The 23244-nt window shown below is 40.2% G+C and carries 19 protein-coding genes, 1 tRNA gene and 1 pseudogene; 11 read left to right on the forward strand and 10 right to left on the reverse strand.

Translation table 11 applies throughout. From position 1 onward, the window contains the following. Positions 1 to 108: 108 nt before the first annotated feature. Complete coding sequence (locus tag C7B62_RS17330) at positions 109 to 945, reverse strand: carbohydrate ABC transporter permease (RefSeq protein WP_106239594.1); 837 nt, start codon at positions 943 to 945, stop codon at positions 109 to 111. Between the two features lie 110 nt (positions 946 to 1055). Here C7B62_RS17330 and larE point away from each other — a divergent pair, with 110 nt between their 5' ends. The 5 genes from larE to C7B62_RS17355 all read left to right on the forward strand — a co-directional run bounded on the left by larE (position 1056) and on the right by C7B62_RS17355 (position 7839). Beyond that, on the forward strand, positions 1056 to 1856 hold the full coding sequence (larE, locus tag C7B62_RS17335) for an ATP-dependent sacrificial sulfur transferase LarE (protein WP_199194247.1): 801 nt from the start codon (positions 1056 to 1058) through the stop codon (positions 1854 to 1856). A 256-nt stretch (positions 1857 to 2112) separates the two neighbouring features. Beyond that, positions 2113 to 3480 (forward strand): FADH(2)-oxidizing methylenetetrahydrofolate--tRNA-(uracil(54)-C(5))-methyltransferase TrmFO, encoded by a 1368-nt coding sequence (gene trmFO / locus C7B62_RS17340; protein WP_106239602.1) that lies wholly within the window; start codon positions 2113 to 2115, stop codon positions 3478 to 3480. A gap of 37 nt (positions 3481 to 3517) precedes the next feature. Further along, complete coding sequence (locus C7B62_RS17345) at positions 3518 to 3760, forward strand: hypothetical protein (protein ID WP_106239606.1); 243 nt, start codon at positions 3518 to 3520, stop codon at positions 3758 to 3760. Between the two features lie 737 nt (positions 3761 to 4497). Continuing rightward, on the forward strand, positions 4498 to 6576 hold the full coding sequence (locus C7B62_RS17350) for a serine/threonine phosphatase (RefSeq protein ID WP_106239609.1): 2079 nt from the start codon (positions 4498 to 4500) through the stop codon (positions 6574 to 6576). Between the two features lie 30 nt (positions 6577 to 6606). Next, the gene (locus tag C7B62_RS17355; protein WP_106239613.1) at positions 6607 to 7839 is read left to right on the forward strand and encodes an FHA domain-containing serine/threonine-protein kinase; all 1233 of its coding nucleotides are present in this window, start codon (positions 6607 to 6609) and stop codon (positions 7837 to 7839) included. 56 nt (positions 7840 to 7895) lie between these two features. Here C7B62_RS17355 and C7B62_RS17360 read toward each other — a convergent pair whose 3' ends face one another. Beyond that, a complete protein-coding gene (locus C7B62_RS17360) occupies positions 7896 to 8114 on the reverse strand; it encodes a DUF4327 family protein (RefSeq protein ID WP_106239616.1) in 219 nt (72 codons plus the stop codon). A gap of 210 nt (positions 8115 to 8324) precedes the next feature. Here C7B62_RS17360 and C7B62_RS17365 point away from each other — a divergent pair, with 210 nt between their 5' ends. After that, positions 8325 to 9899: a S8 family serine peptidase gene (locus C7B62_RS17365; RefSeq protein WP_106239621.1), complete on the forward strand. Its 1575-nt coding sequence runs from the start codon at positions 8325 to 8327 to the stop codon at positions 9897 to 9899. A gap of 135 nt (positions 9900 to 10034) precedes the next feature. Here the strand turns inward: C7B62_RS17365 and rplI are convergent, their stop codons facing one another. The 5 genes from rplI to C7B62_RS17390 form a co-directional block, all read right to left on the reverse strand. Then, positions 10035 to 10493, reverse strand: coding sequence for a 50S ribosomal protein L9 (gene rplI / locus C7B62_RS17370; protein WP_106239625.1), 459 nt, complete (start codon positions 10491 to 10493; stop codon positions 10035 to 10037). 134 nt (positions 10494 to 10627) lie between these two features. After that, complete coding sequence (locus C7B62_RS17375) at positions 10628 to 13027, reverse strand: pentapeptide repeat-containing protein (protein ID WP_106239628.1); 2400 nt, start codon at positions 13025 to 13027, stop codon at positions 10628 to 10630. Between the two features lie 129 nt (positions 13028 to 13156). Beyond that, positions 13157 to 13669, reverse strand: a complete 513-nt coding sequence (locus tag C7B62_RS17380; protein ID WP_199194248.1) for a GNAT family N-acetyltransferase — start codon at positions 13667 to 13669, stop codon at positions 13157 to 13159. Positions 13670 to 13777: 108 nt separating this feature from the next. Next, entirely contained in the window at positions 13778 to 14491 is a 714-nt protein-coding gene (bchM, locus tag C7B62_RS17385; protein WP_106239631.1) for a magnesium protoporphyrin IX methyltransferase, read from the reverse strand. Positions 14492 to 14685: 194 nt separating this feature from the next. Further along, positions 14686 to 14759 (reverse strand) — tRNA-Pro (locus C7B62_RS17390). Between the two features lie 116 nt (positions 14760 to 14875). Between C7B62_RS17390 and C7B62_RS17395 the strand changes: the two genes are divergently transcribed. From C7B62_RS17395 to C7B62_RS17405, 3 genes are all read left to right on the forward strand, one after another. Next, positions 14876 to 15427 (forward strand): DUF3596 domain-containing protein, encoded by a 552-nt coding sequence (locus C7B62_RS17395; protein ID WP_146132129.1) that lies wholly within the window; start codon positions 14876 to 14878, stop codon positions 15425 to 15427. A 103-nt stretch (positions 15428 to 15530) separates the two neighbouring features. Beyond that, positions 15531 to 15989: a hypothetical protein gene (locus tag C7B62_RS17400; protein WP_146132130.1), complete on the forward strand. Its 459-nt coding sequence runs from the start codon at positions 15531 to 15533 to the stop codon at positions 15987 to 15989. Positions 15990 to 16084: 95 nt separating this feature from the next. Then, positions 16085 to 17473 (forward strand): hypothetical protein, encoded by a 1389-nt coding sequence (locus C7B62_RS17405; RefSeq protein WP_146132131.1) that lies wholly within the window; start codon positions 16085 to 16087, stop codon positions 17471 to 17473. On the opposite strand, the pseudogene C7B62_RS17410 reads toward C7B62_RS17405, so the two are convergent. After that, positions 17470 to 19184 (reverse strand): annotated as a pseudogene (locus C7B62_RS17410) (IS1634 family transposase). The gene C7B62_RS17405 and the pseudogene C7B62_RS17410 overlap by 4 nt on opposite strands. A gap of 403 nt (positions 19185 to 19587) precedes the next feature. Here C7B62_RS17410 and C7B62_RS17415 point away from each other — a divergent pair. Both C7B62_RS17415 and C7B62_RS17420 read left to right on the forward strand, forming a co-directional pair. After that, on the forward strand, positions 19588 to 19899 hold the full coding sequence (locus C7B62_RS17415; RefSeq protein WP_106239645.1) for a hypothetical protein: 312 nt from the start codon (positions 19588 to 19590) through the stop codon (positions 19897 to 19899). Positions 19900 to 19954: 55 nt separating this feature from the next. Further along, the gene (locus C7B62_RS17420) at positions 19955 to 20473 is read left to right on the forward strand and encodes a hypothetical protein (protein WP_106239649.1); all 519 of its coding nucleotides are present in this window, start codon (positions 19955 to 19957) and stop codon (positions 20471 to 20473) included. On the opposite strand, the gene C7B62_RS26200 is transcribed toward C7B62_RS17420, so the two are convergent. Continuing rightward, the gene (locus C7B62_RS26200; protein WP_199194251.1) at positions 20436 to 21014 is read right to left on the reverse strand and encodes a type I restriction enzyme endonuclease domain-containing protein; all 579 of its coding nucleotides are present in this window, start codon (positions 21012 to 21014) and stop codon (positions 20436 to 20438) included. The two genes, C7B62_RS17420 and C7B62_RS26200, sit on opposite strands and share 38 nt — an antisense overlap. Then, positions 21015 to 23244, reverse strand: a 2230-nt coding sequence (locus C7B62_RS17425; RefSeq protein ID WP_199194249.1) for a type I restriction endonuclease subunit R, incomplete at its 5' end; no start/stop codon positions are given.

Here is a 23244-nt window from a genome sequence, read left to right on the forward strand (position 1 = left end):
AATTCGTTAAGAATCCGTTATTTTATATTTAATTTCACCCAGCTACTTATAAATGCTATGAACCTAATTTATAACCCAATCAAGAAAGCCAAGTAAACCACCCCCCGTTTACCCTTTTACTCCGCTGCCAACATCTGTCGGCACAATATACTTTTGCAGGAATAAAAATAACAGTAAGATAGGGGCGATCGAAATAACTGAACCTGCTGCAACTAATCTCCAGTCTAAAGAAAAAGAATCCGCTAGGTTAGCCACTGCTAAGGGTAGAGTGTAGTAATCAGGGTCATCTAGCACAATTAATGGCCACAAAAAATCGCTCCAAGAGCCAATAAAAACAAAAATTGTTAGAGTCAATAAAGCTGGACGAATGGCAGGCAGCATAATATTCCACCAGATACCCAACTCAGAACAACCATCAATACGGGCAGCCTCTTCTAATTCTAGGGGAACAGCTTTTAATGCCTGTCTCAATAAGAAAATACCAAATGCTGAAATTAGGTTGGGCAAGACAATTCCTAAATAAGTATTCCTCAAGCCCAAATTAACCGCCAAAATATAGAGGGGAATCATCACAATTTGAAAGGGAATCATAATCGTCGCCAAGACTAGGGCAAAAATAACCTCTCGTCCTTTAAAATCAAGACGAGCCAAAGGATAGGCAGCTAGAGAACACAACAGCAAATTCAAGCCCACCGCCAAAAAAGCTACAAGCGAACTATTGTAGAGATATAGAGCAAAAGGATAAGTCTGCCAAACCGTCGCAAAATTACCCCAAGTCGGCTGACTAGGAAAGATCTGCGGTGGAAAAGCAAAAATATCCTCTGTTGGTGATTTAAATGCCGTCCCAATCAACCACAACAGGGGAAACAACATCAAAAAAGCGATCGCGCAAAGCAATAAATATGTCCCCATTACCTTAACTGTTGATTCTTGTCTAATTGCCATTGCTTACACCAGAAATAAAGCCTAGTTTAACTCCAATCAAAAATTAAGATTTAGATTAGATTTAGATTAGATACTATTAAAGGAGTTAATGATTAATTGACACCCAGATAATGAGCGAAAAATTAGCAAAATTAAGCAGTCTATTTCAGGAAATGGAACAGGCTTTAATTGCCTATTCTGGAGGGGTGGATAGTACTTTAGTGGCAAAAATTGCCTATGATGTTTTAGGCGATCGCGCTTTAGCAATTACGGCGGTATCTCCTTCCCTCCTACCTGAAGAATTGGTTGATGCTCAAACCCAAGCTACGCAGATCGGGATCAAACATGAGCTGGTAGAAACTCGTGAAATGGAGAACCCTGATTACACCTCAAACCCGATTAATCGCTGTTATTTTTGCAAAAGTGAACTCCATGATACTTTGAAACCTTTGGCGCTTAAACGTGGATATCCCTATGTCGTAGATGGAGTTAACGCCGACGATCTCCAGGATTATCGTCCTGGTATTCAAGCAGCCAAAGAAAGAGGTGCGCGATCGCCTTTGGCAGAGATTGGCGTAAGCAAAGCAGAAGTTCGAGAAATTTCTCGCAGTCTGGGATTAGCCTGGTGGGACAAACCTGCTCAACCCTGTCTTAGCTCTCGTTTTCCCTATGGCGAGGCGATCACAGTACATAAATTACAGCGAGTTGGTCGAGCCGAGATTTATCTGCGTCAGCTTGGCTATAGTAACCTGCGGGTGCGCTCTCAGGAGGACACAGCCAAAATTGAACTGCCAGCAACAGAAATCACTCAATTTGTGCAGCAGGTAAATCTGCCAGAGTTGGTCAAAACCTTTCAGGAATTGGGATTTGTCTACGTTACCTTAGATCTAGAAGGCTATCGTAGTGGCAAGCTGAATCAGGTTTTACAGTAGACAACACTAAATATGGATTAAAGCTAGACTGGAAAGCGATCGCCATTAAAAAGTCAAAGTTAATGTAAAACCTCTTAAAAGCTAAGAGCTAATAGCTAAGAGCTAATAGCTAAAAACGATTGACAAACATCGTAGTCCCTTAACTTGTCAACAATGGCTAATTGCTACTTACTTCACGTTTAATTCTGGGCAGTTTTTTTTGTATGATTAACTCAATCCACTTGTTCAAGATTGTAACTGAGCGCCAAAAAGAGATATGAGCCAAAGTAAAGTAATTGTTATTGGCGGAGGTCTAGCAGGGACAGAAGCAGCATGGCAGATTGCTCAAGCAGGTGTAGCAGTGACTCTGTATGAAATGCGACCCGTGCAAACCTCCCCTGCTCACCATACAGAAGAACTGGCAGAATTAGTTTGCAGTAACTCTTTTGGGGCTAAAAATAGCGATCGCGCAGCGGGTTTACTTCATGAAGAATTACGCCGTTTGGGTTCTCAGGTAATTTCCATGGCGGATCGTCATGCTGTTTTCGCAGGGGGAGCCTTAGCAGTAGACCGCGCCGTATTTAGTAGTGAACTAACTCGCGCGTTAGCCAATCATCCTCTAGTGGAATTTAAGCGAGCCGAAATTACTCATATTCCTCAAGACAGTATTGTGGTTTTGACTACAGGGCCTTTAACCAGTCCGAGTCTTGCCGAAAATCTCCAGCAATTTACAGGCATGGAGTATATGAGCTTTTTTGATGCTGCCAGCCCGATTATCGTCGGGGAATCAATCGATAGAGCAAAAGCTTTCTTGGCATCCCGCTACGACAAGGGAGAAGCAGCTTATCTCAACTGCCCCATGGACAAGGAGCAGTATCTCCAGTTTCAACAGGAGCTATGCCAGGCAGAGCAAGCAGAATTAAAAGATTTTGAACGAGAAAGCGCTAAGTTTTTTGAAGGCTGTTTGCCGATTGAAGAATTAGCCCAACGAGGAGAAGAGACAATGCGCTATGGTCCATTAAAACCTGTAGGGTTATTTGATGCGCGGCTAGGGGATTTTCGTGACCCTGAAAACAAAGGTAAACGTCCTTATGGGGTGGTGCAGCTGCGACAGGAAGATAAGGCGGGTCAACTGTGGAATATGGTGGGTTTTCAAACTAATTTGCGTTGGGGAGAACAAAAACGAGTTTTCCGTCTTATTCCTGGGTTAGAACAGGCTGAGTTTGTGCGGATGGGGGTGATGCACCGCAACACCTTTATCAATTCGCCCCAGCTCTTAAAATCTACTTTACAGTTTAAACATCAACAACATGTGTTGGCAGCAGGACAACTAATCGGGACTGAAGGTTACACCGCAGCAGCAGCAGGAGGCTGGTTAGCAGGAACTAATGCCGCTCGTTTAGCCTTGGGTCAACCCCCTGTAACGATGCCTGAAACTAGCATGATGGGGGCATTATTTGAGTTTATTAGCTCTGCATCACCCAAACATTTTCAGCCGATGCCTCCCAACTTTGGCATTATTCCTCCCTTGCCCACTAAAGTCAAAAGTAAGCAAGAAAGATATGGTCAATATCGCGATCGCTCATTAGCTGATCTGACCAACTGGACAGATACTCTCTCCCCCAAAGCGGTCGTGCTGAGTTAGCAATCAAGCAAAATTATCTTAACAAATTCTTAAAACGATGAAAGAACAAATTATCCTGTGGCTGAATCGCCTGCTGGTTGCCGATGTATTTGTAGTTTTACTGGGCTTTATCTGGTTTGCGATCGCTGTAGCTGGTCGCTATTTGAACATACCGTTAGGGTTTGACCTTTGGTATCGTCTTTGGATACCCGTTTTTAATCCAGCGATTGGCATTCTATTTTTAGGTGCATTTGTCACCTGGGGAATCAATAAAATTGCTCGCAAGTTTGATCCTCAATAAATAGGCTTTGCTACAAGTTTAAAGCTACTAGGCAGGTAGCACCACAAGGGTATAACATCAATTTAAAAGCTTAGACCCTAAAGCCTAAAAAGAGTTCACAGCTTTTGGATCAAATTTGCTCAAAGTCAAAATTAACTAGAAACAAATGTTTGGGCTGCTTTAGTAACTAGATATTGGGCAAGTGCTGACCAGAAAAATTGCTCTGTAGAAAGAACACATTGCCAAAAAAAGACGATGAGCTAAGATCGCAGGTATGATCGCATTATTTTGATGATGCCGATCTATTTCTTTTGTGTCTACTAAATTTTTATTTTTATTTTAGCGCCTCTGTTGATGAGGAATATTACCATGGTTCTAATACTGTTACTGTCGGTCAATAAATTTCGTCTAAACTAGCGGACGTGGGCATCAATTAAAGTACCCATTCAAAAAGTTTAAAATCTTTGAACTAAAAGACTTTTCCTGTCAAGCAAAACAATGTGACTTTTGATTTGCTCTAAAGGACTTGGCGGCTTTTTGGAAAGAAAATTATGACCACATACGCGCCGTATAATTTCGTGTCGCGAAGTAAGGATTAGGAACTGCGGATATATCCTTTAGGAAAGCCTTTGTGACTTCCGCGCAGCGTTACTAACCAGATGTCCTAGGGGCGTAAAATTAAATCTTATTGATTACAAATATCATTATTAAAAATAGCTTAATGTAGGCAACTCAACTATATTTAGGGAAAATACAATATGCTTATCTGCCCCCAGTGTGAATTTGAAAATCCTGAGTCCAATAGATTTTGTCAAAGTTGCGGTGTTTCTCTAACTCATAAAGTCTGTTGTCAATGTGAAGCTAATATTCCCATTCAAGCCAAAATTTGTAATTCTTGCGGTGCTGATAACCACACTGTTTTATGGGCAATCATTTCTCAGACAAAAACTCTCCAGCCAAATCTACATAATTTACAACCACAATTAGCTCAGGTTGGTAATGACATTAATCATCAATCAGCGCTAGAGATCTCTAGCTTGGCAGATTTATTTGCTCATAGCCAGTCAAAAACAACTCCTGCTCTCCAAATTCAAACGGATAATCAGCATACTTACAATCGTTATGCAATTAAAACCGAGCCAAGTTCAGCCAAATTGTTGAGCAATACCGATCATAATTTTCCCTATTCGTTTATTGAGAGTCAGGTAATTGACCAATATCCTCTACACAAATCTCATTTGGCGACCTTACAAAAACAGCAAATGGATTTATTTACTGAACTAAGTCAAGATCTAAACGATTCTTATTTAGCGGTAACAGAATACTGGAATCTGATCGGCTTGCCTACCCATGCCTTACCATATCTAATCTTAGAAAGATATACCCCCACAATTCCCAGGATTTATGATGCTTGGCAACAACAAGACCAAGGAGTTGTTCTTTTGCCAGATCGTTCACAATGGCAGTTAGTCACGGAACTATGGTCACAGCAGAAATTAGCTCTCTCACAAATTGTTTGGTTTTTTGATGAAATGGCAAAGCTTTGGCAGCCATTACAGCGTACTCGCTGCGTTGCGAGTCTTTTAATACCAGAAAATCTGCGGATAGATGAAGACCAGGCTTTCTGCCTTCAGCAGCTATATATGGATAAAGATGAGATCCCCAGCTTACAGGATTTAGCTCAAACTTGGCAGCTTTGTTTAGCTGAAGCTCATTTAGAGCAGATTGAACAGTTAAATTTACTTCTTAATAAAATGCTCACTGGAGAAATTATCGAAGTTGAACAGTTAAGGTTAGAACTGCATAATCTGGGTTTTGACGAGACGGAAGTTGAATTCTTAGAAACTAACGAACCACATTTGCCGAATACTACTTTATCTAATACTACTCCGACTGAACCTACTATGACTGAATCTGAATCTCAGGCGATCGCTGCTCAAGCAAAAAATTTCTTTGCCGAAACTGACGATGATATGATGTACTCCAGTGAGTTGGAAGAACAGGCAACAGCGATGATTTCAATGCATTTAAAAGACATCACCGATGCTTGCTGCACCAATATTGGCGTTCAAAGAGATCACAATGAAGATTTTTTTGGGGTGAGGACAACTGTTGAAAGGATCGAGAACAACACCGAAAAGAATTTAAGCGCTCGCGGTTTATATATAGTTTGTGATGGGATGGGAGGACACGCAGCAGGGGAAGTGGCTAGCGCTATGGCGGTTGAAAGTCTCCAAAAATATTTTCAAACTCATTGGCGCTCAGAATTACCTAGTCACGACATCATTGAATCAGGGGTGCTGCAAGCTAATCAAACTCTCTATCAAACCAACATTGAGAATTTGCGCTCTGGTAGTGGCAGGATGGGAACAACTCTGGTCATGGCATTATTACAGGATACTCAAATGGCGATCGCCCATGTTGGAGACAGTCGTATTTATCGCCTCAGTCGCAAGCAAGGTTTGGAGCAGTTGACCTTAGACCACGAAGTCGGTCAAAGAGAAATTAATCGAGGAGTAGAACCTGAGATAGCTTATGCTAGACCTGATGCCTATCAACTAACTCAAGCATTAGGCCCTAGAGAAAATAGTGGTATTCGACCGGAAATTCAATTTCTGGACATCACGGAAGACTGCCTAATTTTACTTTGTTCCGACGGTTTGTCCGATAATGATTTTATTGAAGAAAATTGGTCGCAACATCTAGAGCCGCTGATTAGTTCTCAGGCAAATCTGCAAGATGGTCTATTTAAACTAGTAGATCTGGCTAACGAACATAATGGTCATGATAATATTACTGCTGTTCTACTTAGAATTAAATTAAAGCCTGATTTCTAAAAGTTATGTGCTAACTATTTAAATTTTTTTATGGTAATTTTTACGCTTTTAGAGCCACAGACAAATCAACCACTACAGCAGTGGGAATTTTCTGAGCAATCAGTGATTCGGATTGGCCGCGCTCAAAACAACGATATTGTTCTTCATGGCTATTTTCAAGTCTCACGCCAGCATTTAGAGTTGACCCTCATCGATCCTCAACAAGAAAAATGGCAGTTGATTAGTCGAGGAACTAACGGAACTCTAATTAACAATAACTTTGTAACCGAAGCTATTATCAATCATAATGACCTCATTAGGCTGGCAGAAAATGGACCTGTATTTAAGTTTGAAATAGAATCTCATTTAGCGCCACCAGAGCCAGAACTCGAACAAACTAATATTGTCACTAGTTCAGAGGTTTGCGAACACCAAGATAATCCAGAAGGCAGTATTTTTTGCCGACACTGTGGACAACCCATCGTAGAAGATGAACACTTTGTTGGCTCGTATCAAATTCTCCGAACTCTAGGTAGAGGAGGAATGGGAACTACTTATCTAGCTTGGGATCGCAATCGCACAGTGCAGAATGCACCAATGCTTTTGGTTCTTAAAGAAATGAACGCAGATATGGCTCGAATTGCTAAAGCCAGAGAATTATTTGAACGAGAAGCCCGTATTTTAAAGTCTTTAGAGCATCCTGGTATTCCTAAATACTATGACTTTTTTGTAGAAAATAACCGCAAGTATATTGTCATGGAGTTAATTCATGGTCATAATTTAGAACAGTTTGTGAATCAAAGGGGGGCAATGGATTCCAACAGAACGATCTCCTGGATGATCCAAATCTGCGATATTTTGGGATATCTGCATCATTTAGACCCACCTCTGATTCATCGCGATATTAAGCCTGCAAACCTAATGCTAAGAAATTTGGACAGTCGTTTGATGCTACTGGATTTTGGAGCAGTAAAAGAGCTGGGTACTGCTTTGGAAACTCGTATTGGTGTGGAAGGCTATAGCGCGCCCGAACAATATCGGGGCAAACCTTGTCCTCAATCAGATATCTATGGCGTTGGTACGACAATTATTTTTTTACTGACGGGTAAAGCACCTATGCAATACTATCGCTACCAAAGCAATAAATTTGAGTTTGATATTGAAAATATTCCCAATTTACCAGCTAATTTGGCTCAAGTTTTAAAAATTGCTTGCCAAGCAGAACCAAGAGATCGCTATCAAACTGCCCAAGAGCTAGCTCAAGCTTTGTCTACTTGTCTCTAAATCTTGCCTCTAATCTTACTTGAATACCTGTCAAGACTGTGAACAATTGAACTCTACTAATCTTCATCCCAATTTTCTACTAAGAGTAATTCACGGATCTGATCTTGAGGAGAAAAGTCAAAGTCTAATAATTCACTTTTCCAATGAGGCCAGTCATTGCCTAATAATAAGGCGATTTTACCAATACGATCTTCTGGTTTGATGATGTTAGATTCTACCAAGGAAGATACCTTCCGTTGCAATTTCATCATGGGATGCGCAACTTGCTTTGTCATACGCTCAATCTTGCCTGCTATGATATGTTGATTAAATAATTGAAAGATTAAATCCGTCTGGTTCGACTTTTAATTGTCGTCAACCTGAAGTTTACGGAAAAACCTGACATACTTCTAACTTAAGATACACCATTTTGGCAAGAGATCGTTACGATTATTACGGTAATTACGCCAAAAGGTTGTGAAATCCGACATTAATTAACAATAAATATGAGTAAACAGATTGGATTTTGGGTTTTTGCAGGAATATCTTTATTAGTTTCTCCTGTTTTGGCTCTCAACAATTCTGTCGGTCAAAATGGAATTAACGCGCTACGGTTACATCAGCCTCCCTATAATTTGCGAGGTCGAAAAATTGGCATTGGTCAAGTAGAGGTAGGTCGCCCAGTCAAGCTAGGTCAAGATAAAGCTGCTAGCATGTTGGAAGTAATCTCTCCTAGAGCCGTTTTTTATCGTAATCAGCGTCCTATTGCCGATAAAAATGTCGATGACCATGCCAGTATGGTTGCGCAGGTAATGATTGCTCGAAACAAGCAATTATCAGGGGTTGCTCCTGAGGCAAAGTTGTACTCCTCCGCCATTGGCGCGGTAAGCGAAGGCGGACAACCTCAAGAGTGTCTGACAGCTCAGCATGTAGCTTTACAAAATAGTGGTGATCTCAGAGCGATTAATTTTAGTTTTGGCGAATCTTTAGAAGGAGATGATGCACAATTAAATGGGAAAGAATTATTAACATCTTGTGTCGATTGGTCAGCACGAGAGCATGATGTTTTATATGTGGTTGCGGGAAATCAGGGTATGGGAGGTATTCCCATTCCTACCGATAATTTTAACGGGATCACTACTGCCTATACCATGATCAAAAATGGTCAATTTAGTAAGGTTGACTTTGCTAACCTTAGTGCTTTTCCTGTCGGTATTGGGAGGAGTGTAATTAAAAAAGAAATAGATTTTGGAGAGAGGAGAGCTATCAGTCTATTAGCTCCTGGCGGACAGATTTCAGTATACAACCAGAAAGGCGAAATTGAAAAAGTTAGTGGGAGCAGTTTTGCTGCACCCCATATTACTGGAACTGTTGCGTTACTCCAGGAATATGGCGATCGCCAGTTACGCTCTAAATTAGCCAACTGGAGTCTCGATTCTCGTCGTCATGAGGTGATGAAGGCGGTGTTACTCAATTCTGCCGATAAGATTGCCGATCGCGGCGATGGTTTATTGCTGGATATGGAGCGTACCGTCGTCAGCGAAAAAAATGAGACGTGGTTTGATGCTGATGCCTATGTTAATCCCCGCGTTCCTTTGGATATTCAGATGGGAACAGGACAAATCAATGCCTGGCGAGCCTATCGACAGTTTAGCGCGGGAGAAGCCCGGTCCAAGCAGTCTGTTAGTCCCCTAGGTTGGGACTATGAAACAGTAAAGGCGAATCAATATCAAGAATATGAATTAGAACAACCTTTAGTGGCGGGAAGTCATGCTGCAATTACTTTAGCTTGGGATCGTCAGGTGATGCTCAATGATTTTAATCGTAATCAGCAATACGATGCAGGGGAAACATTTCGCGATCGCGGTTTAAATAACTTAGATGTCTATCTGTTACCAATAAGGGAAAACAGCAATATGAGAAATATTTGTTCTTCTTCTAGTTTTGAAGACAGTATTGAACATATTTTTTGTCCGATCCCGACTACGGGACGTTATAAAATCCGCGTCTATTATCGTCATCAGCTAAATGAGCCTGTACAGTCTTATGGTTTAGCTTGGTGGACAAAGACTAAAGACTAAGTCTGATACTAAATCCTGTTTACAGACAACACCTAAAAGTTGTGTGAAGTCAGAAGTCAGAAGGTTTTGAACTCATTTCTGACTCCTAAATTCAAAGTTTACTTTGAGAAATTGTGGATGATTAATTTTAAGTATCTACAAAGGAATTACTTGGAAATCAACTGTAGCAATCACTTCGGGATGTAGTTTAACTTCTGCTTGATAGTTTCCAGTAGTGCTAACATCAGGAACTTCAATTCCCCGACGATCAACTTCAATTCCCGCTTGTTCTTTAATCACGTCCGCAATTTCTTGGGTGGTGACAGTACCAAAAATGGCATTTTCTTCCCCAACCTGCTTGCGGATAGTCAATTTACCAATAGTTTTGAAAGCAACTTTTTTGTTTTCGGCTGCCTGTTTTTCTGCTAGTTTAAGTTGTCTTTCTTTCTCTCTTCTGACTTCAACCTGCTGGATAATTCCTTTAGTTGCAATGCTGGCTAAACCTTGGGGAATTAGATAATTACGAGCAAAACCAGGAGCAACATCGACTAAATCGCCATCGTTGCCCAATTTACTAACGCTTTGATTTAAAACTACGGATACGCGCTTTGCCATTATTCTACTTAGATCCTCTATCGATTACTTATTTTAATGTGGCGATTTTGTCTGCACCTCAAAGTTTCTCATTATAACCTGAGTTCGGCTCAGAATAAAAGATGTCTTAATAAGTAGTCTGGTAATACTACTACTTACTGCGTTAAATCAGTGTGATTCAAATTTGCCCCCATAAGTTTAGCGTTAGTTAAGTTGGCATTGGTTAAATTAGCGTGACTCAAATTAGCAGCGATCAGTTTAGCGTTAGTCAAATTTGTTCCTGCTAGATTGGAGTGGCTCAAGTCGGCATCAATCAGATTGATATTTGCTAGGTGCATCTGGGATAGATCTGCGTGGCGCAGATTGGCGTGACGAAAGTTTCTCCTGCCTAGAGCATATCCTTGAATCAGACTGGCGCGATCGCTAATTCTCAATTCTCTTTGGGGTAGGCTTGTTACGGTAAAGGTAAAGCGATCTCTACTAGCGATTAGTTCAGTTAATTCTTGATAGAGGGCATAATCTCCCACCCCGCTAATATTCACCCAGGCTCTAGTACGAGTCAAGGCAGTATAAAGCTGATGACGCAGAGATATATTATCTAATTCAGCGATCCGATCTAAACCCACTAAATAGACTAAATCTGCTTCTTGTCCTTTGGCGCGGTGAATTGTGGAAAGAGTAATTGCCCCTGGATACCAAAATTGATTGGGGTTATCTTGTTGGGCAGGATCGATACAGTTATAGGTGCGTTGACTGGGAAGATAAATATTGATCCCCTGGTTGAGCAAAAAAGTAGCAGTATGTTTTAGTAAAGTGTTGGCTTCATAAGCTGAACCCAAGACAATGATTAGTATTTCGCGATCGCTTTGGAGTTGCTCTTCCGTTAGATTGTGCTGAAGTTTCTGCGCCAGAACAGTTAATTCTTGCTGTCGTGAAGCAAAGCGCTCAAAGCAAATCATTTCTCCCTGCCATAGCTCACTGGTTATATGAGGGGAAGTAGCTTCTCTGGTGAGGGTAATTTGATTGCCTAACTGCCATTCTCCCGTAATTTTATACCCCAAAGCAGCCCATTCTTCAGGATAGATTGAACCCGTGAGCAAACCGTTTTTTCTGAGTAATCCCAAGGCGATCGCCTGAGCCACCATGATTATCTGTTGGGGTGTACGATAACTACGAGAGATAATTTCTGTTTTCTTAATCTGTTGGTTATATTGTCCTGTAACTAAATGCCCCAACTCTTCGCCAAATAGTTCTACGGGTTCGGGTAACTTTAAACTCCCCAAACTTTGCAATTCGTCATAAGCCCAGATCAATCTTCTTTGCTGGGGCGAGACAGGATCTACGGGGCGCAGAGATTGATAAGCTAGCCAATAAAAAGGCTGTTTATGCTGATAATGCCAATTATCAGCCATGAGATCTTGTGCTTCATCAATCAATACAGCATCATATAGCTGAGGAACAATGCGGCTTTCTAATAGCTGTAAACAGGCTTCCGCTAAGGCTTCGTTTGGTTGACTACTGAGGGTAAAAGGGACAGATAAAGGCATATTACCTGTTGCCTTACAGATCGTGCCATAAAAGCCAGGTTGTTGTTTGCTGCCCCAAGCATGAAGAATTTTTAGTCCAGAGTTTCCGGGATCGTAGTTCATTTGATCCTTGGTAAAGTAGCGTATCCAGCGATCTACCTGCTGAGTTATCGACTCATACAGACTGCGCGAAAAGAATACGAGCGCAATTTGCCACTCAGGATATTTAACCGCCATCAATGCTGCTTTTTGACACAGTGCCACAGTTTTACCCGAACCTGCTACCCCTCGAATCCGCTGCATTCCAGGAGGAATTTGTTTAGCGATCGCTTCTTGCTGTAAATCCAACTGATTTAAGCGCGATCGCACCTGTTGAATAATCTTACGTCTATCTGCACCAGAACCCTTAATCTGTAAATATTCGGGAGTATAAATAGCAGTACCTCCCAAGACAGCTAGTAATAATTCCCACTGAGTCGGGGTGAGATCTGTGCCGGTAACTAAAGGATGAGTCTCAGCGATCGCCTGAACGAGCAAATCAGCACTTATAAGTTGTTCTTGCCACAAAATAGATGGAGAATTTGGTAGATTTGCCCAGCCTTGTTCTTGCCACTGAACTTGAGTAATATAAGGCAGTGCCACCATCGCCCTAGCACTAACCTGTCGCTTTAATAAAGGTTCGCGATCGCCATATTCTAATAAAGCATATAATTGTCTTTCCGCCTGTTGATAAGGATTACCAGAATCAGTATAAAAATTCTGATATTGCCAGCGATGCCCTTGAATATTAACTAACTGCTCAATCTTGATTGCTTTAACTTCAATGACAATTAATCCTAGCTGATAATCCGCAATTAAAATATCAGGTTCTTTTCTAAATTTACCCTGACTAAAAATAGGATAACGCCAATAAGCAATACATTCTCTAGGCTCAAATCCTCTTTTGATCCTATGCCAAACTAGCTTTTCCCCTGCTTCTCCCTTGCTATCAAATAATTGTGTTGTGATAAATTTATTTGAATTAGTCATTTACAGCAGTTTTCAGTTGGATAGACTACGTTGTTGAATAACTAGTTTTTATCTCTAAGCTCTAAGCTCTAAGAGTTTCCTATTAAACAGGATATCCGAAGGTGTATACCATATGAGGAGTGGGCGTTCTTAAGATTTAATCAGTAAAAACATAGATTCCAGAGCAAAATATTGATGATTTAATTTATATGCCATTTTCTCTATGCCAAATATTTGAAACCCAAACGATAAATAAAGTTGTTTGGCTGGGAGATTATTTGTAATCACATCAAGTAATAATATTTCTATCTCCTTAATAGCCTTAGCTCTTTCAATTAATTCATTTAGCAACAATTTACCGATACCTTTTTTTCGGTATTTTGGTTGAACATACATAGAACGAATATATGCTTTATGCCTAAGTTTTGTTCTTGATTCTTGATGAAATGCGACGATTCCAATTAAATCTTCATCCATATAACTACCCAAGATAAAGTTATTATTATCTACTGGTATTCTCTCCCTAAAATTATCTGTCGTCCTAATGAATTCTTTATCATACATTGTGCCAAAGGAATCTGGATTATTAGATAAAGCTTCTAATCTGAGCTGCCGATAATGGGAAGCATCATTTTTTATTAATTTTTTAATTCTCATCATCATCTCATCATCAATTTAAATAATTAATTGAAAAGTGAAACAAAGATATCACTGATTACTGATTACTGATTACTGATTACTGTTCATTGTTCATTGTTCATTGCTCACTGTTCACTGTTCATTGTTCACTGTCCTAACTGCTTCTAAAATTCTGGAATAATAAAAACTTACGCTAGTCATCCCCGTGCGCTTAATCTCAAAGCCATTTTCCTTGAGAACAGCAATAATATCTGCCTCTTTGTGTTGATAAGCTCTAGTAGTTTTAGAAGGGCCAGGAAAAAATTCGCCGATCTTTTTCAGGACAAACAACAAGCAAGTTTTCGGTGCAAAACTCAAGATTACGCGAGATTCGGCTAAAGATGCCAAGTGAGTAATCATCTTAGCAGCATCTTCTGTAGGATAATGAATCAGTACATCCAAACAAATTACCGTATCGTATTTACCTGTTAACGCTTCAAGATCTTTGACGCTAAAAGATACCTTGCTAGTATTTTCCAAGGCAGCTTCTGCTTTTTCCTTAGCTTCTCCCACCATTTTGGCGGAAATATCACTAGCCCAAACCGTTGCTCCAGCTTTCGCCAGGGGAATACTCAAGCTACCAACACCACACCCTGCATCACAAATTGTCAGATCTGCTAAATCACCATCATTTTTTAACCAACCTACCACCGTATCGATAGTTTGCTGGTGTCCTTCGCGGATCTTTTTCTGTACCTTATTTACTTCATCGGTTTCGCCGTAAATTCTGCGCCAGCGATCAAAACCTTGCTGATTAAAATAATCTTTAACAACTGCTTTATCGTTAATCTTATCTGCCGTTTTCATAAATTAATTAAAAATATCTAATATCTACCTAGACTTAGTATAGTATCTTGTGTACAGCACCCAATACACATCTAAGACTTAGATCAAAGTGCGAGCAAAGAATAGATTAATTCAACCTTATTTGGTTCTAAGCTGGATTGTATATGTAAACTCCAAATAAGACCAAATGGCTAAAGTACTGATTGTGGACAGTATCGGGATGACAGGATTTGAACCTGCGACATCCTGCTCCCAAAGCAGGCGCGCTACCAAGCTGCGCTACATCCCGTTTGTGGTAAGGTTTAGAACGGCGTAAATACGCTCCAACAATTTACCAACCTTAATAGACTAGCACATTTCTATATCAATTGATTGGTTTTTCTGGGCAAAATCTGGGCATTACTCATGTTTTCAGAAAATCAATCAAAAGCTCGTATTGGCAAGGTTTCCATAGATATCAAAGCCAAAAGATACAGAATCAGATTTACTTATCCAAAGGGTAGGTCACATGAACTAAGGATTGCTCAAGTCACCGATGATGGATGGTTAACCGCATTAAGAGCAGCCAAGTTAATTAATCAAGATATTGACCTTGGTATCTTCGATGATACGTATGCTAAGTATTCACCCACTCATGCTAAATGGCTTGAAATAGCTCAAGAAGAGACTCAAAGAATCTACAACATCATTGAATTGTGGGAACGATACAAAGACCTAAATGAAGATAGAATTGCAGCTACATCTCAGGCTTACTGGTGGAAAGATGTAGACAGGTATTTAAGCCAAACTCCAAGAGATTTGCTGTCACTAGACAAAGCACAAGAGTTTCTACAATATCTTCAAACTAAGTACGCTGCTTCTACTATAAATACTTTGTTTAGGTCTTTTCTTCATCCTGCTATTAATAGCGGAATCCAAGGCGAGTTAGTTGAATCTAATCCTTTTTATAAACTATAGTCATTTTAATTAATTTCCCTATGGTTACTTTGTATTAATGATGATGGTGAATTTTACTTGTTACTTGTTACTTCGTTATAAGATCCACTGGTTGCTATTTGAAATGACTATAACTTTCCCAAAACAGGTCAAGAAACCTATCCAATGCTATGAACCTGAAGAAATCAAGCTAATATTAGATGCCTTTTCCAAGAATATTTATAATCCCAAATCTAGTAGGTACAAACATTCTTACTACTATCCTTATGTTTCTTTCCTGAGTCTTGTTGGTTGTCGCCCAGAAGAAGCTTTGGCACTTGTCAAAGAAGATATTAGAGCAAAGGGTGATAGAACCTATATCCGATTTAACAAAAGCTATAGCAAAGGTATTTTACTGCCACATACCAAAACTCACGAAATAAGGCTTTTTCCTGTTAACGAGCAATTAAAAGCTTTACTAACCATAGTACAGTTAGTAGGGCATAGAGAAGCAGCACTAGCAGGTAAAACTCAATCAGAAATGCCTCTAGAAGAAGCTCAAGCTAGTATAAGGGCAGCTAGGTTGGCGCCCTCTCTAGACTAATCGCTGTAAGAAAAGTTTATGACGACAAAGGGTTTGGTAGGTCTGACTATGAATATAAGTGTGAAATTATTTCTGTAGAGTTAGCAATGCAGCTAATGATGAAGACAGTTAATAACTTCAAGCAACCCAACACTGCGATTAACTTCTTAAATGAGCTAGTAGGAACAGTGTTTGTTAGTAACTGGGAGATAAACGAGACAGACACAACCTCCTATAACCTCAGTGCTATCCAACCAGAAACAGATAACACCCGTGATGCTCAACAAGTTTTTAGAGACTATGATGTAGTGGGATTTGAAGTTAAATCTAGCGGACTCTTGGGCAAAGGCTTATGGGTAGAAGGTTGTCTAGAAACAGCAACTAAGCAGTGGGGTTTTGCCCTTCCTGATAAAACTAACAAGAAAAGAGCCAAGGTAGGCGATGCTGTTGTAGTTAGTGGACGTTCTGTAGACGGAACTAAATCTCTTGTTCTAGCTGACAAAGCAGAGAAACAGCTTAACCGTGAAACCATGCTTAAACATATTGCTGCTGAGTTGCCAGTAGTTCATGAAGATGCTCTGGTAGCAGAACTTCATGATGGTAAGTTTGCTGCATCTTATGGTCTTGCTGATTATAGCTTGCTTCTCAATGACCCACTGCTATCTTTAGCTGTTGGGGATGCTGGTATCGTTAACCGTGAACCCATTAACTATGTTGCCAATAAACTTCTAAGGGGTGGAATCAATCTAGAACTATTGTTCTCAGGCAATCCTGAATATCAAACTGAACTGGAGAAGAAAGTTAAATCGCTATCTCTAACTAACAATCGCACTGCACAAGTTCAGGCGGTAATAGAAGATGTGAAAGCTGAAATGAAAGCACACGAACTCAACGAGACTGTGCTGCAACCTGGAGAAGTAATTGAGTTTAAGGGACAAGCTGTAGTAGCTAACTTCAACACCTTCCCTGTCAGAGTTCATAAGGTTAAAACTGTAAGAAAGGGTGCTTTTATTAACACTGAATGCCGTTCTCTAGTGGTAGAAATCCACACCAAAGCAGACTTTGAAGACTATAATGCCAAGCTCAGAGGGCAGTGGATTAAAGGCATGACCACTCGTAATGATGATTATGTTGTCCTTAATAGTAATAATGAACCAGTAGATGCTAGATTCATCCTCAATCACAACTCAGTTAAGAATGAAAAGGCTGTAAGTCTGAGAGGTTGGGCTAATAGTGAAGGACAGAGAATTGCGTTCTGTCAGAATGGCGAACTGCGTTGTGTAGAAGAAACTGATAGCGGTAAATGGGTTCTAGGAGAACTTGTTGACTTAGAAGCAGTTGAAGCTGAGATTGCTAACATGACTGAAGAGTATCAAGTAGAGCAGATTATTTCTGTTCAAGACTTAGAAGCATTTAAGGGTTCTAATCCCAAAGCTTTCAATAATGTTCAAGAAACTAAGCTAGATCCCACATTCCGCTGTTTGCGTCGCCATAAAAATAATTAAGAATCTGGCGTGAGGAGAAGATAGTAGCGGCGACAAGCCTCGCTGAAAAACTGCAAGATATGCTGTCGCTCATCCGTTAAATTCACAACCTGCTGAACACCTTGGAAAACGACTAGATGGACTGCCATGAAACATTGGAATACCCAACGAAGTGTAGGACTAGCAGTTGGTTTGCCTAATTGATCTGGAATTGCTTGCGCCTTTTGAGCTAAAGCCTGTCGCAGTTGACGCTGACCCAAATTGTAAACCAGCAAACATAAAGACATGATCATTCCCAGAGCCGCAACGCGCTTGGGGGATTTAAGAAAAACGCTAGAAGCAAAAAAGAAAGGATCCTTTAAAAAGCGAAAACCACGCTCAACATCCTGCTGTGCCTTGTATTCACGTAAAGCTCTGTCTGCACTCAACCGTTCTGAATCCAGGACATTGGTAGCCAAAACAAATCGACCACAGCGAATACTTTGAGCCGATATCTCACTATCGATAGGAATGACTATCCCTGTAACGCGATAGCTAAGACGCTGGGGTAGATCATCCTTACTTGGTTTCCCTGCTTTGCCATAGTGACGTTTTTCGACTGTCTGAATGTCTAAGAGTTCATGCCAGGTCATTTTTTTCGACAATTTTTGCGCTGCACTCATAGCATCTGCAATACAGGCAAATTTCTGGGTCCATAGCTCCTTCAGTTCCTGCTGAGATTTTTGTTGGTACTGCTCAATCTTTTTATCCAGTCGTTCTAGGTCTGATTTGCGTCGTTGCTCACTTTCAATCAGTAGCCAACGTTGTTGGACTCCCCCATACTTGCTAGTTAATTCTGCTATCTTGTAGCCTTTAATGCACTGGGCTTTAATTCAATTACCTCATTCACCAGTGTTGAGGCTTCTTTGATACTTAGGGGAACTCTAGTAAGCCACTGCAAATTTGTCATGGCGTTGATGTTGTCGGCGCTGTACAGTGCGCCATCTGCTATGCACAGCCCTTCAAATGTCCATTGTTGTTTAAACTCTTGCAGTAAGGACGCAAATTTGGTTTTGTCGGACTGGTTCCCAGGGGCGATTTCCATGAGTACTGGGATATCTCCATCGCCGACGCAAATCAAGTTCATCACAAACTGCTTTAGATCTGGTCGATGGTCTCTGGAATATCCGTAGGTAATTTCAATCATCCCTGGCTCTGGGGTCTCTGTTGTGGCTTCATATTTTCCATCTACGTGGAATGAGGTAGAATCCAAGTGAGCTGTCTCTAGCTTCATTTCAAATCTGTGGGCTGCTTGAAGACTAATTTCTAAGGCGCGTTTTGAGTGGGAAGCTTCCCACTCAAAAGCCGCCGCTAAAAATAGTTCGCTCAATCCCGCTTCGTACAATTCATCTAAAACATTACCCAGGCGGTCATCATTTAGATGCTCTGGCTTGATTCCGAATCCCAATAACTGCTCGGTCGTGACGCGAAGGACGCGAGCTTGCGAGCTAATCCTTTAGGGCTAATCCTTTAGGGCTTTGCCAGAGAAGAATTGCTCAAATAGGTAGAGTGGGGCTGAGACAAAGCCTAATCCATTGAGCAGCATTGCTTTGACTACTACTCCTATGCTTACTTTTTCTCGGGAGTCGATGCCTAGTCGCTGGTTTAATTGCTCAACAATGCCAATCTCATCGATCAATCCCGCAATGATTCCCAAATGGTCTAGATTCTCTACGCTTATTGCTGAATTGATGGCGACCTCTTTTTTATCTAGCTTAGTTTGGCTATATTCTAATTATTTTTAGCTCTGACAAACAGCGGAATGTGGGATTAAGGATACAACACCAGACTAGGGATTATTATTATCCTCCTATGGATACGTAGATATAGAGAGATAGAAATAGCCGTAGTAATTGTGTAGCGAACCATAGATTGCTTCTAACTTACTGCAAGTTTCTCCCCCAAGATATTAGGTGGTTAATACAAGCTACTTATTCTAAGTTATACAGTCTATAGTTTATGTCAAAAAAAGTTTTAGTTCTACGATATTAATCTCAAAGAAATACCCAACCTGTGAGGAAGTTGTAAAAAGACTTAGACCCATCTTCTTAATTGAGGGTGGTTTTTTTTATTGTCTATTTATCGCTACAAAGACTATGACAACCTTTAAACCAATTCACAATACATATGACCCTAACAGAGATGACCGTCCTAAATTAGTTTCTATTGGCGTAAGTTTAATCACCTACGAAGTGCATCACATAATTCAAAACGATCGCCATATAGAAATACCTGTCAAAGACGAAGTAGTTTATCTCATAGTTCCAAGAGAAATCCTACATTTACCTTGTGGAGGCGCATCTTATGACATTATTGCCGACTTGCTAGAAGCACAAGGTTATCTCAGAAAGCATTGGTCAATTATGTCAGTTTGGGAGTGTATCCCTGAAGACCAACATCCTTTTTAGTAACCCTCTTTTTATTTGTCTAAACACTTGAATAATTAATCAATTAAATATCACTATGAAAACTCATCAAGCAGAAGTAATAAACTGTGTAATTGCCAATACAAAGTATGGTCGCAAGCTTGTCCTCAACTGTAAGTTACTATCTGATAATTCTCAGGTAGCCTGTTGGAGTAATGAGCTAGGTAATAAACTATATCGCTCTAAGCATAAAGGCGATATTGTTGAGCTTATTGAATCTGACAAAGGTAAATATAGTGTTCTTGACAGAGAGCCACCTCACAATATAGGAGGGGAAGGATTAAAGCCTATTAAAGACATAATGCCCAATATACCCAAATCAAATGGCTATCTTAACAATGGCACTACTACTACTACTACTCAAGTCGCTTCTAGTGCTGTAGACGATTATCTTAGTAATGATTTGGGACTGCCAGAGTTACTAACAGATAAGCAGAAACATGATTTGTCTAAGCTGACTCAGGAACGGGCGAAGCTTTTAGTTTTCTGTATTGAGACTATGAAGAATGAAATGGATGCTAAAGGTTTTGAGTTTTATGAAAATTCAGTTCACTAAAGAACCAATCTATATTACGAGAACCAGAATTATATTCCTCTATCATCCTCTGATACTTCTCAAAATAGTTGAGACGGGTTTTGTTAAACTCAACCATCTGCTGTAGCTTACGGTGGACTGTTCCTTTCAGTTTTTCTGCTTCCGTATGTTTGTAACCAGTTTGGAATTTTTGTTCTAGCTGTTCTAAGTTTAGCTGGCTCAAATCTACTAACTGTCTGGGGGTGTCAGGAATAATAAACTCGCCAGCTACGATTGATTCATCTAGTAATTCTGATACCTCTTCCATTACCTCTGTAATATCCGTCTCTGGTAGTTCCTGGCGAATCTTAACTGCTAGTTTCTCTAGTAGCATCTGAGTCTTAGCAAACTCATTAGCAGCCGTATCTGGCAGGATAGCTTTATAAAGACGGGTAACATTGGCTGTGAGAGCAAAATAATTCTTTTTGACTTCCTCACTAACTACTACAGCTTCTACTGCTTCATTCCATACCTTAGCTCGCTCAAAAGCATCTTGGGTGGTATCTAGTTTGTGTAAGTCAATTCATTTTTGCTTACAGAAGTCTTTCGCTTCCGTAATTGCTTCTCTTAGTTCTTCAACCAATACAGTTTTAGGATTAACTGGGGTATCTCCCTCTTCTACACCACCACCAGAAGCAGAACCATAGATAGCTAAAGCATCCTGTAAGTTACGAAATACGCCGATATAGTCAACTATTAACCCGTTTACTTTTTCCTTGAAGACTCGGTTAGCCCTAGCTATAGTTTGCATCAGGGTATGATTCTTCATGGGTTTGTCTAAGTACACTGTAGAACAACTAGGGGCATCAAACCCAGTTATCCACATGGCACAGACAAATACTATTCTTAGAGGGTTGTTAGTATCTTTGAACTTTTCATCTAGTCCTGGTGACTCATTAGCTAACCTATAGCGATGGTGAGTAATATCTAAGCCTTTGTTTTGAAAATCTTCTACTTCATTTTGGGAAGAAGAAATAATTACCGCCATGTCTGTCTCTTCTACGTACTGGATTTTCTTCTGTAGCTGCTTGAGTTCAAACTCACTAACATTTGCTTGTGCTAGTTGTGTCTTTAGTTCATTTAGATATTGTTGCCAATAATGCTGTACCTTGTCGTACATCTTGACTGCGGTAAATCTATCGATAGAAATTACCATTGCCTTACCTTGAAACCCTCTAGCCAAGAAGTGAGTCACGATATCGGCAGCAATTTTATCTAAACGGTCATCTCTAACTATTAGGTTATATTCCCTGCTACACTGACGTTCTAGTAGGCTTTCTTGGTCTTCATCCAGCATGGCATTCTCAATGATGTCCCGTACATTCTCATTTAGGTCATCGTTAGTAAGCTGTAATTCGGGAATGCGGTTTTCATAGTAAAGAGGTACTGTAGCTTTATCTTCTACTGACTGACGGAAGTTATAGATACTGACATAATCACCAAATACTTCTCTGGTTCTTTCTTCACCTGCCATTAAAGGTGTACCAGTAAAGCCGATAAAAGCAGCATTGGGTAAAGCATTCCTCATGTTAAGGGCAAAGGTATCGTATTGGCTGCGGTGTGCTTCGTCCACTACAACGATAATGTCATCACGGTCTGATAGTTGGGGATAGGTTTGTCCCTTTTCCACTCTAAATTTCTGAATTATGGTAAAGACATAACGATGGTCTTCTTTTAATAGTTGCTTGAGGTGTTCTGCACTGTTAGCCCTAACGTTCTTTTCTGGTTCGGTAACAGCATCGGCATAGGCAAAGTTTTGATAAATTTGCTTGTCTAAATCATCTCTGTCCGTAATGATAAGGAACGTCCAGTTACCCTGTAGTTTACGGTGTATCTTCTGAGCAAAGAACACCATACTATAGGATTTACCGCTTCCCTGAGTGTGCCAAAAGACCCCTAATTTACCTTGGTTGTGCTGTATTTGTTTAACGGCATTAATAGCATTATTTACTCCTAGAAACTGATGATTCTTGCCGACTATTTTTATTAATTCGCCTTTAGTCGTATAGAAGAAGGTGAAGTTTTCAATGATGTCTAGCAGTAGCTTTTTATCACAAGTACCTCTAATAATAGTTTCTAGAGAGATAATTCCCTCTTCGCCTTCAGAGTTTATTTTCTTCCAGTCGCTGAAGTGTTCCCAGGATGAGGTTAGGCTTCCTATTCTGCTTTTACTGCCATTGGAGAGAATAATAAAAGCGTTATACCAGAATAGCTGCGGGATAGTTTGCTTATAGTCTCGTAGATTATCATCATAAGCTGCTTTTAGTCTTCTATGATGACGTTTTAGTTCGATAAATACCAGGGGTAAGCCATTGATAAAACCTAGTAAGTCAGTACGCTTAAGATACATTTCTCCCGTAATCCAGAATTGAGAGGCGAGAAAGAAATCATTGTTACTAGGATTATTCCAATCAATTACTTTAACTGTTTCTATTGCTTCTTCATCATTAGCATCTTGAAAGGTAACTTTAACCCCATCCTTAAGCAACCTGTATATCTCGCGGTTAGCATTTTCTAAACTTAAGGTACTGCGACTGCGGGTTAATTCTTCTACAGCTAAATCAATTGTTGCTGTTGATAAGTCAGGATTTAATCTAGTTAATGCTTTTCTTAACTGGGGTACTAAGACTAACTCTTTTCTACTGCTTCTGCCTAAAGAACTTTTATCGTCTTGCCATTCGTGGTAACAGTTAGCTGTTTTGTCCCACCCTATTTCTTTGAATAGTTCGATAGTACGTAGTTCTAGGGCATCT

The sequence above is a fragment of the Pleurocapsa sp. CCALA 161 genome (assembly GCF_003003995.1).
Classification (GTDB): Bacteria; Cyanobacteriota; Cyanobacteriia; order Cyanobacteriales; family Xenococcaceae; genus Waterburya.